This is a genomic window from Aquirufa antheringensis (genome assembly GCF_023921165.1).
GTDB lineage: Bacteria > Bacteroidota > Bacteroidia > Cytophagales > Spirosomataceae > Aquirufa > Aquirufa antheringensis.
In genome coordinates this window covers 1,309,877-1,324,967 of record NZ_CP049835.1, presented here as the reverse complement: position 1 = coordinate 1,324,967, position 15,091 = coordinate 1,309,877, and the positions used below count along the sequence as shown (strand labels likewise).

The window sequence follows — 15,091 nt, the reverse complement described above, 5'->3', positions numbered from 1 at the left end:
ATGAAATATTTATTACTCCTTTTTGCGCTGCCGTTATTTGGCCAAAAGTCCGTCCTTGACGAATACGTCGCCACGGCCTTTCAACAAAACATCACGCTGCAACAGAAATCCATCCAGGTGGAAAAGGCGATGATCGCCCTGAAAACAGCCCAAAGCCTCTACCAACCCAGCGTCGCCTTCCAAGGTGGCTACCAAAGTGGCGAGGGTGGTCGTAGCATCGCTTTCCCGGTGGGCGATTTATTGAATCCGGTGTATTCGACGCTGAATGCGCTGACGAAAAGTACCGCTTTCCCGCAGATTGCAAACGTGGAAACGAATTTCTTTCCCCGCGACTTTTACGACGTGAAAGTACAAACCACGATGCCGCTTTACAATAAGGACATCAGCTATAACAAGCAAATCCAAGAGCAATCCCTCAGCCTGCAACGCGAAGACGTTTCCCTGTACAAGCGTGAGTTAGTCAAGCAAATCAAGACGGCTTATTATAATTATTTGCTCAGCTTAGGTTTAGTAAAAGTCTACGAAAACAGCCTCAATCTGGCGCTGGAAGGTAAAAAGGTGAACGAAAAGCTGCTAGCAAACGGCAAAGGTTTACCCGCCTATTTACTGCGTTCAGACAGTGAAATCGCCACCATTCAAGCACAAATCGCGGATGCAGTGAAACAAAATCAGGCGGCACAATACTATTTCAATTTCTTATTGAACCGCGAATTGCGCGCTGAAATTCGCATCGATTTCGAAGTCGAGAAAGCAGTGGCCGGAGTTTATTCGGTGGTTCCCGGTGTTCGAGAGGAATTATCCTTGCTTTCTAAATCGATCAATATCCAAGAGACGGTTTTAAAAATGAATGAGTCTTTTTATCTGCCTAAGCTAAATGGTTTCGTGAACTTGGGATCGCAGGCTACGTTAAATAACATCAGCTCGAAGAGTGGCTACTATTTCTTTGGCCTACAAATGGACATTCCCATTTTTTCGGGGAAGCGAAACCTATACAAGGTAAAACAGACGCAATTAGATATCGCCTCCGCGAAAAATGCGTTGGATTTGAGCACAAAGCAATTTAATATGGCTACCGAAATCGCCCAAAAGAACGTACAATCTTCGATCGTTAGCTTTCAGGCCTCCACGAAATCCTACGAGGCGGCCGCCGCTTATTTACGCCTCATCGAAAAGGGCTATAAAGAGGGCGTGAGCACCTATTTAGAAACGGTGGACGCCAGAAATCAATGGATGAACGCCCAAATCAACTACCAATTAAAACAATTCAACGTATTAATCGCCGCTGCCGCCTACGAGCGCGAAGCGGCTAGCTACCCACTCTAATGAAAAAGATCTGCCTACTTATTTCCCTTATCACGGTATTCTCCGCTTGTTCTTCTAAGAAGAAGGAAGCCGCGGCTACCACAGCCAGCGACGTCATCCCGGTTTCCGTGATTTCCCTGCAACAAGAATCCATCACCCGCCCCATCCAGGCTTCTGGCGTCTTCACGACGGAAGATGAGACCTATTTAGGTTTCAAAATAGGTGGCGTGATTCAGCACGTATTCGTAAAAGAAGGCGATGCCGTGAAAGCGGGTCAATTATTGGCCAGCCTAAACCTAACCGAAATCAAGGCGCAGGTGCAGCAAGCGGAAATTATGCTCGAAAAAGCACAACGCGATCACGCAAGAGCGAAGAACTTGTACCGCGATAGCGTGGCGACTTTGGAGCAATTCCAAAATGCAAAAACTGGTTTAGAGATCGCACAGCAGGCCTATAATGCGGGCGCGTTCAACCAAAGCTATGCTGAAATCAGAGCCGTAAAATCAGGTTTTGTTTTGAAGAAATTAGCGAACGACGGCCAGGTCGTAGGACCCGGAACTCCGGTCGTTTTATTGAATGGAGCAAACAAAGGAAATTGGGTGTTAAAAGTGGGTTTGAGCGATCGTGATTGGGCGGCGACGCAGGCAGGAGATCCAGCGGAAATAACGCTAGATGCGGCTGACGGGAAGACTTTTAACGCGTCTGTTTTAGCAAAATCTGAGGGAGTGGATCCGGTGACGGGGACGCTTTGGGTGAGTTTGCGCATCAGTGGTGCGCCGACAGCGCAGCTGGCGGCGGGGCTTTTTGGGAAAGCGAAAATTCGTCCGCGGAAACAGATTAAATCCTGGGTGATTCCATATGATGCGATTTTGGATGGAAACGCGACAGAGGGTTATGTGTTCATCACAAAAGACGGTAAAACGGCGGAGAAAGTGAAGATTCAGATCTCGAGTATTGACCACGGGAAGGTATTTGTTTCTGCAGGTTTGGAAGACGCAAAATCACTCATCACCAGCGGAAATGCCTATTTAGACGCCGGTTCAGCCATTAAAATCGTCCGCTAATTATGAAGATAGCTAACTACGCGGTAAAGAATTACCAATTTACGCTCACGATGTTTTTGATGGTCGTGGTCGTGGGGATTGTCACGATTATGACGATGCCCCGGGCGGAAGATCCGGACATGAATGCCCCTCAATTCCCTATTATCGCTGTTTATCCGGGCACGAGTCCGGACGACATGGAGGAACTAGTGGTGAAGCCGGTCGAGAAAAGATTGTACGAACTGGAGAACGTGCGCAAGATTAACACCACGATTAGTGATGGCCTGGCGGTATTCGCGGTCTATTATAAATACGGCGTGAACGTGGACGAAAAATACTCTGAAATCGTCCGCGAGCTAAACAGCCTGAAAGGGGATTTACCTAAAGAGGTCATCAAACTCGAGGCTCAGAAAGCCACTCCGTCTGGCACGAACGTGTTGCAGATGGCGCTGATTTCGAACAATGCGTCTTTGGACCAACTGAAAATCACGGCTGAACGTCTTCAAGAGGATTTGGAGAAAGTAACCGCCTTGAAGAAAGTGACGATTTCCGGCTTGCCAGAATCGCAGGTGAAGATCGATTTGAACATCGAAAAGATGGCGCAGATGCAGGTCTCGCCAGAACGTGTTTTACAAGCAATCCAAAGTGAAATCGCGAACATTCCCGGCGGAAGTATCGTGGAAAATTCGAAGTCTTTTAATATCCTCACATCAGGGAATTACCAGAACATCGACGAGATTAAAAACACGATCGTGTTCTCCTATCAAGGGAAAAACGTGCTGTTGTCGGATGTGGCCAAAGTCTATTTCGACTACGCCCCAGAAAATCACATCACGCGCTTGAACCAGAACCGCTGTCTATTCGTGACAGCCGCCCAAAAATCCGGCGAAAACATCGCGAAAACCCAGGCCGCTTACGAACCGGTGATCGCCCAATTCAAGAAGACTTTGCCGAAGAACATCGACTTAGTCGTGAATTTCGACCAAGCCGAAAACGTCAATACCCGCCTTAGCGGCCTATTGAAGGACTTTATCATCGCCATTTTATTAGTGGCATTAACTTTATTGCCGCTCGGTTTACGCGCCGCTTCCATCGTGATGATTTCGATCCCGCTATCCTTAGCGATCGGAATTATCTTGTTAAACATCATGGGCTACAGCCTGAACCAGCTGAGTATCGTGGGTTTAGTCGTAGCACTGGGCCTTTTAGTGGATGACAGCATCGTGGTGGTAGAGAATATTGAACGCTGGATGCGCGAAGGACACAGCCGATTAGACGCAACTTTAAAGGCAACGAATCAGATAGGAATGGCGGTTTTGGGTTGCACGGTGACCTTGATTATCGCCTTTTTGCCCTTAGTATTTTTACCAGAAGCGTCCGGCGAATTCATCCGCAGTCTTCCGATGGCGGTGATTTTCTGTATCGTGGCTTCCTTAGTGGTTTCGTTGACGGTGGTACCGTTTTTATCAAGCCGCATTCTGAAATCCCATCAGGGAAATCCAGAAGGAAATTTATTCATGCGGGTGTTGAAAAAGCTGATTTCGGGGTCTTATTCTCGTTTGCTAGATTGGGCAATTATTCGCCCTAAAACGACTTTGCTGATCGCCCTTGTCATCTTTGCGGCTTCGTTGCGACTCTTCCCTGTCGTAGGATTCAGTCTTTTCCCAGCGTCTGAAAAACCGCAGTTTATGGTCAATATTTTCAGCCCCTTGCAGTCGAATATGGCCTATACGGATTCGGTTTCCAAACTAATCGAAAGCGATTTGCGCAAGCTGCCCGAAGTAAAATACGTCTCTGTGAATGTAGGCAAAGGAAATCCTCGAATTTATTATAACGCGATTCCGCTGAATGACAGAACTGATTACGGCAACTTGTTCGTCCAATTGCAGGATGACCTAGGTGATGACGAGAAAATCAACCTGATCGAGAAATTACGCACCAAATACACGAACTATCCTGCTGCGACCATCGAGGTGAAAAACTTCGAGCAAGGCCCGCCGGTGGTAGCTCCGGTGGAGGTGCGTATTTTAGGGGATAACGTAGATACGCTACGCCAAATCGCCAGCCGCGTCGAAACGATGCTGAAGAATACGAAAGGCACGATATACGTGAAGAACCCGTTGAAAAACCTGAAATCGGACATCAAATTCGATATCAACAAGGAAAAAGCCAGCATGCTAGGCATCCCAACGGTCAGCATCGACCGGATGATTCGTTTGGTGGTGGCCGGTTTTGATTTGGGCAAAATGACGGACAAAGAAGGCAAGGAATATGCGATTGTGGTTTCGAAGCCACATCCAAAACACCCGAGTCTGGAAGTATTCTATAACCTATATGTGAATAACGTGCAAGGAACTGCGATTCCTTTGAGCCAGGTGGCTTCGGTCAGATTGCAAACGTCGCCTGTGAGCATTAGTCACTTGAATAAGAATCGTTTGGTGTCAGTGAGTTCATTTGTGGAGAAAGGATTTTTGAACAACGAGGTGATCGCGGAGACTGAGAAAAACCTGGAGAAGATGGCACTTCCAGCCGGATATCATTTCGAGATGGGTGGAGAAGTAGAGAGCGCGAACGAGAGTTTCAGTGGTTTTGGGACGATCATTTTAGTGACTATTTTCTTCTTTATAGCGGTATTAATTCTCGAGTTTGGAACGTTCAAGAGCACCTTAATTGTACTTTCCGTGATTCCATTAGGGATCGTGGGGGCACTTTTAGCACTTTGGTTTACCGGGACGCCGCTATCGTTTGTGGCGACGGTGGGACTGATCGCGCTGGCCGGTATTGAGGTGAAAAATACCATCTTGTTGGTGGATTTCACGAACCAGTTGCGCGCAGAGGGCATGCCGATGGAACAAGCCATCCGCGAGGCCGGTGAAGTTCGCTTTTTACCGATAATTTTGACAACTTTGACAGCGATAGGGGGCCTTATCCCCATCGCGATATCCACAAATCCCCTTATTTCACCGCTTGCGATCGTGATGATCGGTGGACTGATTAGCTCCACCCTCCTATCCCGCATCGTGACCCCGGTAGTTTACAAATTAATCCCTCCAGCGATATGACTTTGAGCACGATTTTACTCCTTCCGCAACTGATTATTGGTTCGTATACGTCCAAAGGCAACCCCGGCATTGAGGTGTTCAATTGGGATGCGAAGACCGGTAAAGCTTCCAAAAGCTATACTTTAAACTCACCTGCGGCATCCTACCAGGCTATTTCAGGCGACTACTTATTCTCCGTTTCGGAAGAGGGCGACGGAAAAGCCAGCATTTCCTCTTTCCAAAGACGCAATGGAAAATACGAGGCCATCAACACCGAATTAAGCCGCGGCGATCACCCCTGCTTCATCTTGTACCGCGAAAAATCTCAAACGATTTATACCGCAAACTATTCGGGCGGAAGTGTGAGCGTTTTCCAAACGGCAAACGGCAGACTGAAGCCCTTAGCCCAATACATCGCCTACACAGGTTCCAGTATAAATAAGGACCGCCAAAACAGTGCCCACGCTCACATGGTCGCCCTTTCTCCTGATCAAAATACGTTAATTGTGACGGATTTAGGATCGGATAAGATCTATGCGCATCGGATTTTAGCAAACGGGCTTTTAGCAGAAAGTCCCCAAGAAATAAACATCACCCCAGGCAACGGCCCACGCCACATTCGTTTCAATGCGAAAGGCGATCGCGCTTATTTATTGAATGAATTGAGTTCGGATGTGGATGTCTTCGCCGTGAAAGGTTCGCAATTGAATAAAATTCAAAGCATCCCAGCTGATACTTCTGCCGCTAAAGTAAAAGGCTCCGCGGACATCCATATTTCGCCGAACGGAAAATGGTTGATGGCCTCTAACCGCATCTCTAGCAATCAAGTCGTGGTATTTAAGATCGAAGCAGATGGAAAATTAACCCGGGTATTCCATCAAAACGTGGCCAAAATCCCCCGCAACTTCACCTTCGATCCTTCGGGCAAATTTGTGTTAGTCGCGAGTCAAGAAGAAGACCGCGTGCAGGTGTTTCACTTCGACGACAAAACTGGATCACTAAAAGACAGCCACCAAGATATTTTGGTCAAATCACCCGTTAGCTTGCTAATTCGCTAACGGCTTAATCAGGACAGAAAATTAGCAAAAAAATCACATTTTGCCCTTGAATAATGAAGAATGTGATTAAATTTGTTTTCCGCCTCATATTAGGCGAATACCTAGAACAATTTAACATAAAACTCATGATGAAAAGAAGAGATGCCATCTCTCAAATCGCCTTGTTGTTAGGAGGTGCTTTCACAGCTCCTACCTTAATGGCCATGGATGTGAGAAAAGGCAATACCTCCATCGTTGCAGCAGATTTTAGCCTAACAGATGCGCAACGTCAAATCGTCTCAGCTGTCGCTGAACATATTATTCCAAGAACGTCTACGCCAGGTGCTATCGATGCAGGTGTTCCCGCTTTCATCGAAATGATGTTAAAAGATTGCTACAAAAAACCAGAACACAACAGCTTCCTAAAAGGGGTGAACGACTTAGCGAAAGCTAATTTCTTAGCACAACCTGCGGCAGGCCAAGTGGCGATGTTGACTTTACTAGAGGCAAACACAAAAGATTTAATGAAGAGCTATTCTCAGAAGAAAATCAAAGTGGGCGATAACGTGGATAAAGAAACACTAGAAGGCGCTAACGGTGTTCCATTCTGGAGATTAATGAAAGAATTAACGCTTTTAGGATACTATACATCTGAAAAAGGCATTGAAGCTTCTTTCGTTTACGAGCCAGTTCCTGGCAAATTTGAGTTGATTACGGATATGAAGCCGACTCAAAAATCTTTCGTGTATTAATCTGAAAAATTAGAAAAAATGAATCTGAATATAGATGCAATTAAAGGCCAAACGTTTGACGCAATCGTCATCGGATCCGGTATCTCCGGAGGTTGGGCTGCAAAAGAATTAACAGAAAAAGGCTTAAAAGTAGCGGTTTTAGAGCGTGGTCGCGAGATCAAGCACATCGAAGGCTACGAAACGGCGAATAAAAACCCGTGGGAATTCGATCACCGTGGTCGTCCTACGAATATGGCTGCTGAAGAGTATTGGGCAGGTATGCGTACAGGCTATACGGCAAACGAAGAGCACCGCTACTTATTCGAAAACGATAAGCAAAACCCTTATTTAGAGAAAAGAGGCGGATTCGACTGGACTCGTGCTTACCACACAGGTGGTAAATCGTTGTTATGGGGTCGCCAAACATACCGTTGGAACCGTGAGGATTTCTTAGCAAATGAAAAAGAAGGTGTAGGTACACCGTGGCCTATCGGCTATGATGATTTAGCGCCTTGGTATTCATATGTAGAGAAATTTGCAGGTATTTCAGGGCAAGCTGAAGGCTTAGACGTATTACCGGATTCTGAATTCATGCCGGCGATGCAGATGACTGCTCCAGAGACTCACTTTAAAAATGCAGTGAATAAGAAATTAGGTCGTGCCGTGACCGTAGGTCGCGTAGCGCACTTAACAAACCCAGGAAAACAACATACCGCTTTAGGACGTTCGTCTTGTAATTACCGTAACAAGTGTATGCGTGGTTGCCCGTATGGCGCGTATTTCTCCTCTTTATCAGCGACTTTACCTGCAGCGATGCGCACAGGTCGTTTAACGATGGTTCACAATGCGATTGCCGCTGAAATCATTTATGACGAATCTACGCAGAAGGCCAAAGGTGTTCGCGTGATCGACCAAAACACGATGGAATCGAAAGAATATTTCGCTAAAATCATCTTCGTGAACGCTGGTGCTATCCAGTCTACTTCGATCTTAATGAACTCGAAATCGAATCGTTACCAAAACGGTTTAGGAAACGACTCAGATCAATTAGGCCGTAACATCATGGACCACCACTTAGGAGTAGGTGCCAGTGCGACTGTGGAAGGTTTTGAGAAAGATTATATGTTCGGAAATCGTCCAAATGGTCTATATATTCCGCGTTTCCAAAACTGGGGCAAAGACAAGCGTGCTTATTCACGTGGTTTCGGATACCAAGGTGGCGCGAGCCGCGAGGGTTGGGGCCGTGGCGTAGGAGCAGATGGCTTTGGTGCAGATTTCAAAGAGAGCTTAACGCACCCAGGACAATGGACGGTTGGTTTTGGTGGTTTTGGAGAAATTCTTCCAAACCCGGAGAACCGTTTCGTTCTTAGTGCACAAAAAGACAAGTGGGGCTTACCAGTATTGGAATTCTCTGCGGACTTTGGCCAAAACGAATTACAAATGCGCGAGGACATGATGAACGAGGCGGCTACTATGTTAGAGGCAGCTGGTTTCAAAAACATCAACGCATACAACAAGCAAGACACACACATCGGTTTAGGTATTCACGAAATGGGTACGGCTCGTATGGGTACGTCCGTGAAGAACTCAATCGTTAACAAGCACAACCAAGTTCACGAGGTGAAAAACGTGTTCATGACGGATGGTGCGGTGATGGCGTCTGCTTCTTGCGTGAATCCTTCGTTAACATACATGGCGATGACGGCTCGTGCAGCTGACTTCGCGGTGAGTGAGTTGAAGAAGAGAAATTTGTAAGCGACGAAGTCGCTGGTCGGCGCGAAGCGCCTTAGTCGCCTGCGGCTTAGTCAAAGAGTCCGGAGGAAATAAAAAGGGTGGCAGATTCTGTCACCCTTTTTATTTTATGTGGTTTGCTGCTCTGTAGGGCATTTTTGAGTGTAAATAAGCGCGAGGCACTCAGGCGGCTTTTCGGGTATTGACAGAAAGTGTCAAGATAGCAGATTAGAGATTATAGAGTAGAGAGAAAAGATAGTAGATTATAGATTATAGAGTAGAGAGAAAAGATATTGGATTTTCTTCCGGACTCATTAACCATTCACCACTTACCATTCACCATTTACCATCTCTACTCTATACTCTCCTATCTATACTCTACAAAATTGCCCGCATCAAAAAATACAACACCGACGGGCACATCAAACAACCCAATCCCGTATAGAAAGTAGCCGTCATGGCTCCATAGGGTACTAATTTAGGATCTGTGGCAGCGAGACCGGCAGCTGTTCCGCTGGTGGTTCCCATGAGTCCACCAAAAATCATCGCCGATTGGGGAGTCTTCAATCCAATGTAAGGGGCGATTAAAGGGGTTCCGATCGTTACCAAAATCGATTTTACCACACCAGCCGCGATACTGATGGCAATGATATCGGAACTTGCACCTAAGGCTGTTCCGGTTACGGGGCCTACGACGAATGTGCAGGCACCAGCACCGATGGTGGTGAGGCTTTCGGCGTCCGTGATTCCCATAGCATAGGCGATGATGACGCCGGCTGCGAAGGAGATGATGACGCCCAAAAATAAGGATAGGACTCCGATGGGGCCGGTCTTTTTGATAATGGCAAAGCTGGCGCCCATCGCGGTAGAGACGATGGCGAAGTCGCGGAACATGGGGCCGCCCATGATTTCGAAGCCGGAGAAGCCGGGGATGTCGGCGATGCCTTTTTTGCCTAGGGTTTCAAGGCCAGCGAAATAGGCAAAAACTAAGCCCATGAAGATGGAGATGGCGGAGCCTGGGATTTTTCCGCGGGTGAGGGTTTTCGAGATTCTCTCCGAAAAAAACATGATAAAGCCCGTGATGAGAAACGCGAAAACTAGGCCGTTTTTGTCGAGGAAGGTGATGATGTATTCCATTAGTCTTTGGGCGCTAGTTTAGATAAAAGGGGCATGAGGGCGAGGCAGGCGATGACGGGAATGATGCCTGCCAAAAGGGCGAGTAGGCCATTAGAGAAGGCGACGCGGACGTTTTGGACGGATGACATGGCCACGATGATGGGGATGTACATTTTGGACCAAAAGTGTACGCCCTCCCCCATTTCGAGGTGGAAGAGGCCGCGTTTTTCGAGCTCGTTTTGGGATAAAATCAAGAAAAGCATCGCAAATCCGACGCCACCTACGTTTGCTTGGATTCCCAAAAGACGACCGAGGGTTTCCCCCAGGATTTGGCCTGAAACGAAACAGGCAGCTAATAAGGCAACTCCGCGTAATAGCATATTAGTTTTTGATTAGGTTAACGACGTCTTTTTTCGTGACTTTGCCCATCGCGTTGCGAGGTAATTCAGGCAAACGGTAGTACGCCCGAGGGGTTTTATACGCGGGCATTTGTTCGCGCATCCAGGCATTTAAGGCTTTCGTGTCGAAATCATCTTGGCAGACAATGGCGGCGCTTACGAGTTCGCCCCATTCGTCATTTTCGACGCCTACGACGCAGCAATCATCGATTCCTGGGTAGGTGCGGAGGACTTCTTCGATTTCCAAAGCGGAAATTTTGTAGCCTCCTGATTTGATGATGTCGACGGAGTTTCGGCCCAAAATCCGGTAGCCTCCCAGCTCGTCCATCGTCGCGATGTCGCCGGTTTTGAAGAAACCATCGGGTGTAAATGACTCCGCGGTGGACTCTGGTTTTTGCCAGTATTCGTTGAAGACGTTTGGCCCTTTGACCTGAATCTCCCCTATCTCTGTACCCGGAATGACGTTATCTTGTTCATCCGCTAATCGCACTTGAACGCCCGGAAGTGGATATCCCACATGCCCCGGCACACGAGGGCCATCGTAGGGATTACTCAAGGCCATCCCGATTTCTGTCATGCCATAACGCTCCAAAAGGCTATGTTCACTAATCGTCTTCCAGCGCTCCATCACCGAAACCGGCAACGCAGCAGATCCAGAGATCATGAGTCTAAATTTGGATAGGATGCGGGTCATCTCTTTTTGGTCCACCTCAGACAACGACTCCCAATGCGTAATCAACTTATAATAAATGGTAGGCACGGCCATGAAGACGTTTAGCTTGCCTTCTTTGAAAATATCGAACAACGCTTCCGCCGAAAAACTAGGCAAAAACTGGCAAGTCGCCCCCGCCCAAAGCGAGCAAGAAACGATATTAATCACCCCGTGAATATGGTGCAGCGGCAAAATACAGATCGAATAATCTTTCTCGCTCCAATGCCAGGCATCAATCAAGGTGGAAATCTGCGCATTCAAATTCGCGTGAGTGGACACCACACCTTTAGGCAAATTCGTCGTACCAGAGGTGTAGAGCATCATGGCACGGCGGGAGGCAGAAACAGTCGGGAGTCGATAGTCGAGAGTCGCTAGTCGAGAGTCACTAGTCGTCATTAAACGTAATCCTAGCTCTTCGCATAATGGTTTGAGTAATTCTTCGAATTCCGGGGAAACGACCACGATGCTCGAGCCAGAATTCTCAATCGTATAGCGCAAAGAGGGCAACGGGTAGGTCAAACAAAGCGGAACGGCTACACCGCCAGCACGCCAAATCCCCCACTGCACCCGCACGTAATCAAAACCAGGATTCACCATGTAGGCAACACGGGCTTCATTTAGGTCTGTATTTTTATCTAATAAGGTCGAAGCGAAGGCTTTCGAGGCGTCTAAAAGCTGTGAATAAGTATAGTGATTACCATCAGAAATTATGGCGGTCTTCTCCAGGTGCTTTTCAGCTTGGGCAAAAATGGATATCATGTGGTTGAATAGGTTTGTTCAAAGATAGGAAATAAGTCGCGACTTTGTCGCTTAGTCGTCCTCCGGACTTGGTCAAAGGGTCGTCACTGCGTGACTAAGCCGCGAAGCGGCGACTAAACGACGCAGTCGTGACTAAATCGCGAAGCGATGACTAAGCCGCAAAGCGGCGACTAAACGACACAGTCGTGACTAAGTCCGCAGGACGACTAAGCCGCAAAGCGGCGACTAAAGTGTGATATAATGAATATTCCCCTTCAAATCTTTCAGCAATTTCTTCGTCCTTTCTGGTCTGGCATCGGTGATGAAGACTTGGCCAAAGTGTTCTTCGGCCATCATTTGGACCAAACGCTGGATGCGGCGGTCGTCGAGTTTGTCGAAGATGTCGTCGAGGAGTAAGAGGGGTTTGCGGGGTTTGGCGGCTACGAGGGAGTCGAATTGCGCTAGTTTTAGTGCGACGACGAAGGATTTTTGCTGCCCTTGGGAGCCAAATTTGCGCAAGGAATAGCCATTTATTTTAAAATCAAATTCATCTCGATGAATTCCGATGGATGTCCGCTGCGCGGACAAATCCAGCGGTTCCGCGGCGCGCAGCGCCGCGTCAAAGCCCCCAGCTTCGAAAGTAGAATCGAGCTGAATATCGACGTCCTCGCGGTCGTCTGAAAGTTTGGAATAATGAAATTTAAAACTAGGCAAAAAGACCTCCAAGAACTCCTTTCTAGCTTTTGCCAGCGATTCCCCCAGTTCTACTAAGGGTGCGTGGTAACTATCTAAATGGAGGCGATCGACCTGGCCGCGTTCTGCAAATTGCTTTAATAATACGTTGCGCTGCTGGACGATACGGTTATAGCGTAGTAATTGATCCAGGAAGTTGCGGTCAAGCTGGGACATCATGCCGTCAAAGAAACGGCGGCGCTCTTCACTTCCCTCGCGCACTAAATCGGTATCATGTGGATCCATTAAAACCACCGGGAAGTGGCCAATGTGGTCCGCTAAACGGGGATAGGGTTTGTCATCTCGGAGGAATTGCTTTTTGGCCCCCTTCTGAAAAACACAAGTAATCTGGGTTTCGCGATCCTGGGTATCAACAAAATCCCCCTGTACTCGAAAAAATTCTTGTGTATGTTTGATGCAAAGCTGATCTGAAATTCCCCGCGCACTTTTGGTCATGGAAAGGAAATGGATGGCGTCCAAGAGATTCGTTTTCCCAATCCCATTCTCCCCCACAATGCAATTAATCTCCGAAATAAAGCTAAATCTAGCCTCCTCATAGGATTTAAACTGATTTACCTGAAGAGATTTGAGATGCATGGAAGTAGGAATGCGATTAAAAGCGTGTAAAAATAAAGATTTTGTACTAATTTTGCAGGGATTAGCGCCGGAATTAACCCGGCATACCGCTTTAAAAATATTCTATCAAGAAGATGGCAAAGAAAAACGCAGACGCGCCCAAGTATTCTAAAGAGACTTACAAGTATTGGTACGAATCCATGCAATTACAACGCAAATTCGAAGAGAAATGCGGTCAGTTGTACGGAATGCAGAAAATTAAAGGCTTTTGTCACTTATATATTGGACAAGAGGCTTGTTCTTCTGGTTCCAAATCTGCCCTAATTGAAGGTGATAAATACATCACAGCGTATCGTGATCACGGTATCCCTTTGGCCTTAGGAACCTCTCCTAACGCAATTATGGCGGAATTATACGGTAAAATCACCGGTGCTTCTAAAGGAAAAGGTGGCTCAATGCACATCTTCGACAAAGAAGTAGGTTTCGTAGGAGGCCACGGTATCGTAGGTGCCCAAATCCCGATGGGAGCTGGACTTGCCTTCGCCGAAAAATACAAGAAAACTGGTAATGTCTCGATCACGTATTTTGGTGACGGTGCGACACGTCAAGGTGCTTTACACGAGGCATTTAACATGGCGATGCTTTGGAAATTACCTGCTATTTTCGTCGTTGAAAACAACGGTTATGCGATGGGTACTTCCGTAGAACGTACCTCTAACGTAACCGAATTATACAAAATCGGTGAGGCATATGATATGCCATCGGAGCCAGTAGACGCGATGAATGTGGAAGCGGTCCATGAGGCAGTTTCACGTGCTGCAGCTCGTGCTCGTGCAGGCGAAGGTCCTACTTTCTTAGAATTCAGAACCTATCGTTACAGAGGTCACTCGATGTCTGATCCGCAGAAATACCGTTCTAAAGAAGAGGTAGAGGCTTACAAGGACCGTGACCCAATCGAGCAGGTGAAGTACACGATCTTAGAGCACAACATCTTAACGCAAGCAGAATTAGACGAGATCGATGCAAAAATCAAGGTTCTAGTTCAAGAATCAGTTGATTTCGCAGAAACATCTCCATTCCCAGATAAATCGGAAGCGTACAAAGATGTGTATGTCGAAGAGAATTATCCTTTTATCGAAGAGTAGTAGTCACTGCGTGACTTAGTCGCTGCTTCGCAGCTTAGTCGACTTCGTCTTAGTCATCGCTTCGCGATTTAGTCAAAAAGTCAAAAGCTCATTCGCCCCGTCGGATGGGCTTTTTTATTGATTATCAGTTAGTTGATAAAATAGATTGGAGGGATTGAAAGAAGGTGAAATTGGAATACCTTTGAAAAAATAACCACTATGAATTTTATCTTAAGTATCGCTGCAGGACTACTCTCGTCCTATTTGTTTTTAGTCTTCTTTCTACTCAACAAGAAACCTAAGATTCTCATTTCGAACCAGATAAGCAGAATCCGTTTTAATGGAGAACAAAATTACTTGTTCAAGTTCGTCAACTTAACAAACTCTGAAATTTTTGACGTACATATAGAACTCACCTTCTATAAGCCGGTGGGAACCTTCAATGGCAGCAACTTACAAGGACGAGACATTAAACTAAAAGATAATTTTATCGCCTACGTTCCGCGAGAGAGAAATTCAGATCAATTTTCATTGCACGCCGTACGCATTCGAACGATTGAGCCGCTTGAAGAAACCTGGTTAGATGAATCGTCCTTTATTCGATTAACTATTATTGCAAAACATGCCTTATCGGGCTTCAACAAGGTTTTTGTACAAGATTACCCTAGTAAAGATCGAATTAGTTCAGGTAAATTTTTATCTGGAAATTCTGTTGAATTAAAATAGGAATTAGCGGAATCAATTGAAAAATTAATGAGTACCTTTAGCAAAGGTTTAATAGTATTAAAAACCCATCTCATGAAAAAAGAC

12 protein-coding genes are annotated in these 15,091 nt (G+C 46.6%); 8 read left to right on the top strand and 4 right to left on the bottom strand.

All coding sequences use genetic code 11. The features are described 5' to 3' along the window. The 6 genes from G9X63_RS05995 (at position 1) to G9X63_RS05970 (ending at position 8,909) form a co-directional block, all read left to right on the top strand. Positions 1 to 1,323: a TolC family protein gene (locus G9X63_RS05995; protein WP_252621902.1), complete on the top strand. Its 1,323-nt coding sequence runs from the start codon at positions 1 to 3 to the stop codon at positions 1,321 to 1,323. Then, positions 1,323 to 2,366 (top strand): efflux RND transporter periplasmic adaptor subunit, encoded by a 1,044-nt coding sequence (locus tag G9X63_RS05990; RefSeq protein ID WP_252621901.1) that lies wholly within the window; start codon positions 1,323 to 1,325, stop codon positions 2,364 to 2,366. The genes G9X63_RS05995 and G9X63_RS05990 overlap by 1 nt, the downstream gene beginning before the upstream one ends. Positions 2,367 to 2,368: 2 nt before the next feature. Then, complete coding sequence (locus G9X63_RS05985; RefSeq protein ID WP_252621899.1) at positions 2,369 to 5,407, top strand: efflux RND transporter permease subunit; 3,039 nt, start codon at positions 2,369 to 2,371, stop codon at positions 5,405 to 5,407. Then, positions 5,404 to 6,444, top strand: coding sequence for a lactonase family protein (locus G9X63_RS05980; protein WP_252621897.1), 1,041 nt, complete (start codon positions 5,404 to 5,406; stop codon positions 6,442 to 6,444). Before G9X63_RS05985 ends, G9X63_RS05980 begins: the two co-directional genes overlap by 4 nt. 125 nt (positions 6,445 to 6,569) lie before the next feature. Further along, the gene (locus tag G9X63_RS05975; RefSeq protein ID WP_252621894.1) at positions 6,570 to 7,175 is read left to right on the top strand and encodes a gluconate 2-dehydrogenase subunit 3 family protein; all 606 of its coding nucleotides are present in this window, start codon (positions 6,570 to 6,572) and stop codon (positions 7,173 to 7,175) included. Positions 7,176 to 7,193: 18 nt separating this feature from the next. Further along, positions 7,194 to 8,909 carry a GMC oxidoreductase gene (locus G9X63_RS05970; RefSeq protein WP_252621892.1) on the top strand — a complete coding sequence of 572 codons (1,716 nt, stop codon included), beginning with the start codon at positions 7,194 to 7,196 and terminating at the stop codon, positions 8,907 to 8,909. Positions 8,910 to 9,263: 354 nt separating this feature from the next. Here the strand turns inward: G9X63_RS05970 and madM are convergent, their stop codons facing one another. From madM to recF, 4 genes are all read right to left on the bottom strand, one after another. Then, positions 9,264 to 10,022 carry a malonate transporter subunit MadM gene (madM, locus tag G9X63_RS05965; protein WP_252621890.1) on the bottom strand — a complete coding sequence of 253 codons (759 nt, stop codon included), beginning with the start codon at positions 10,020 to 10,022 and terminating at the stop codon, positions 9,264 to 9,266. Further along, positions 10,022 to 10,381: a malonate transporter subunit MadL gene (gene madL / locus G9X63_RS05960; RefSeq protein ID WP_130922561.1), complete on the bottom strand. Its 360-nt coding sequence runs from the start codon at positions 10,379 to 10,381 to the stop codon at positions 10,022 to 10,024. The genes madM and madL overlap by 1 nt, the downstream gene beginning before the upstream one ends. Before the next feature lies 1 nt (position 10,382). Further along, positions 10,383 to 11,870, bottom strand: a complete 1,488-nt coding sequence (locus tag G9X63_RS05955) for an acyl-CoA synthetase (RefSeq protein WP_252621888.1) — start codon at positions 11,868 to 11,870, stop codon at positions 10,383 to 10,385. A 225-nt stretch (positions 11,871 to 12,095) separates the two neighbouring features. Continuing rightward, positions 12,096 to 13,178 carry a DNA replication/repair protein RecF gene (gene recF / locus G9X63_RS05950; RefSeq protein WP_252621886.1) on the bottom strand — a complete coding sequence of 361 codons (1,083 nt, stop codon included), beginning with the start codon at positions 13,176 to 13,178 and terminating at the stop codon, positions 12,096 to 12,098. Between the two features lie 113 nt (positions 13,179 to 13,291). Between recF and pdhA the strand changes: the two genes are divergently transcribed. Continuing rightward, positions 13,292 to 14,302 (top strand): pyruvate dehydrogenase (acetyl-transferring) E1 component subunit alpha, encoded by a 1,011-nt coding sequence (pdhA, locus tag G9X63_RS05945; protein ID WP_130895484.1) that lies wholly within the window; start codon positions 13,292 to 13,294, stop codon positions 14,300 to 14,302. 198 nt (positions 14,303 to 14,500) lie between these two features. Next, positions 14,501 to 15,007, top strand: a complete 507-nt coding sequence (locus G9X63_RS05940; RefSeq protein ID WP_252621883.1) for a hypothetical protein — start codon at positions 14,501 to 14,503, stop codon at positions 15,005 to 15,007. Positions 15,008 to 15,091: the final 84 nt, after the last annotated feature.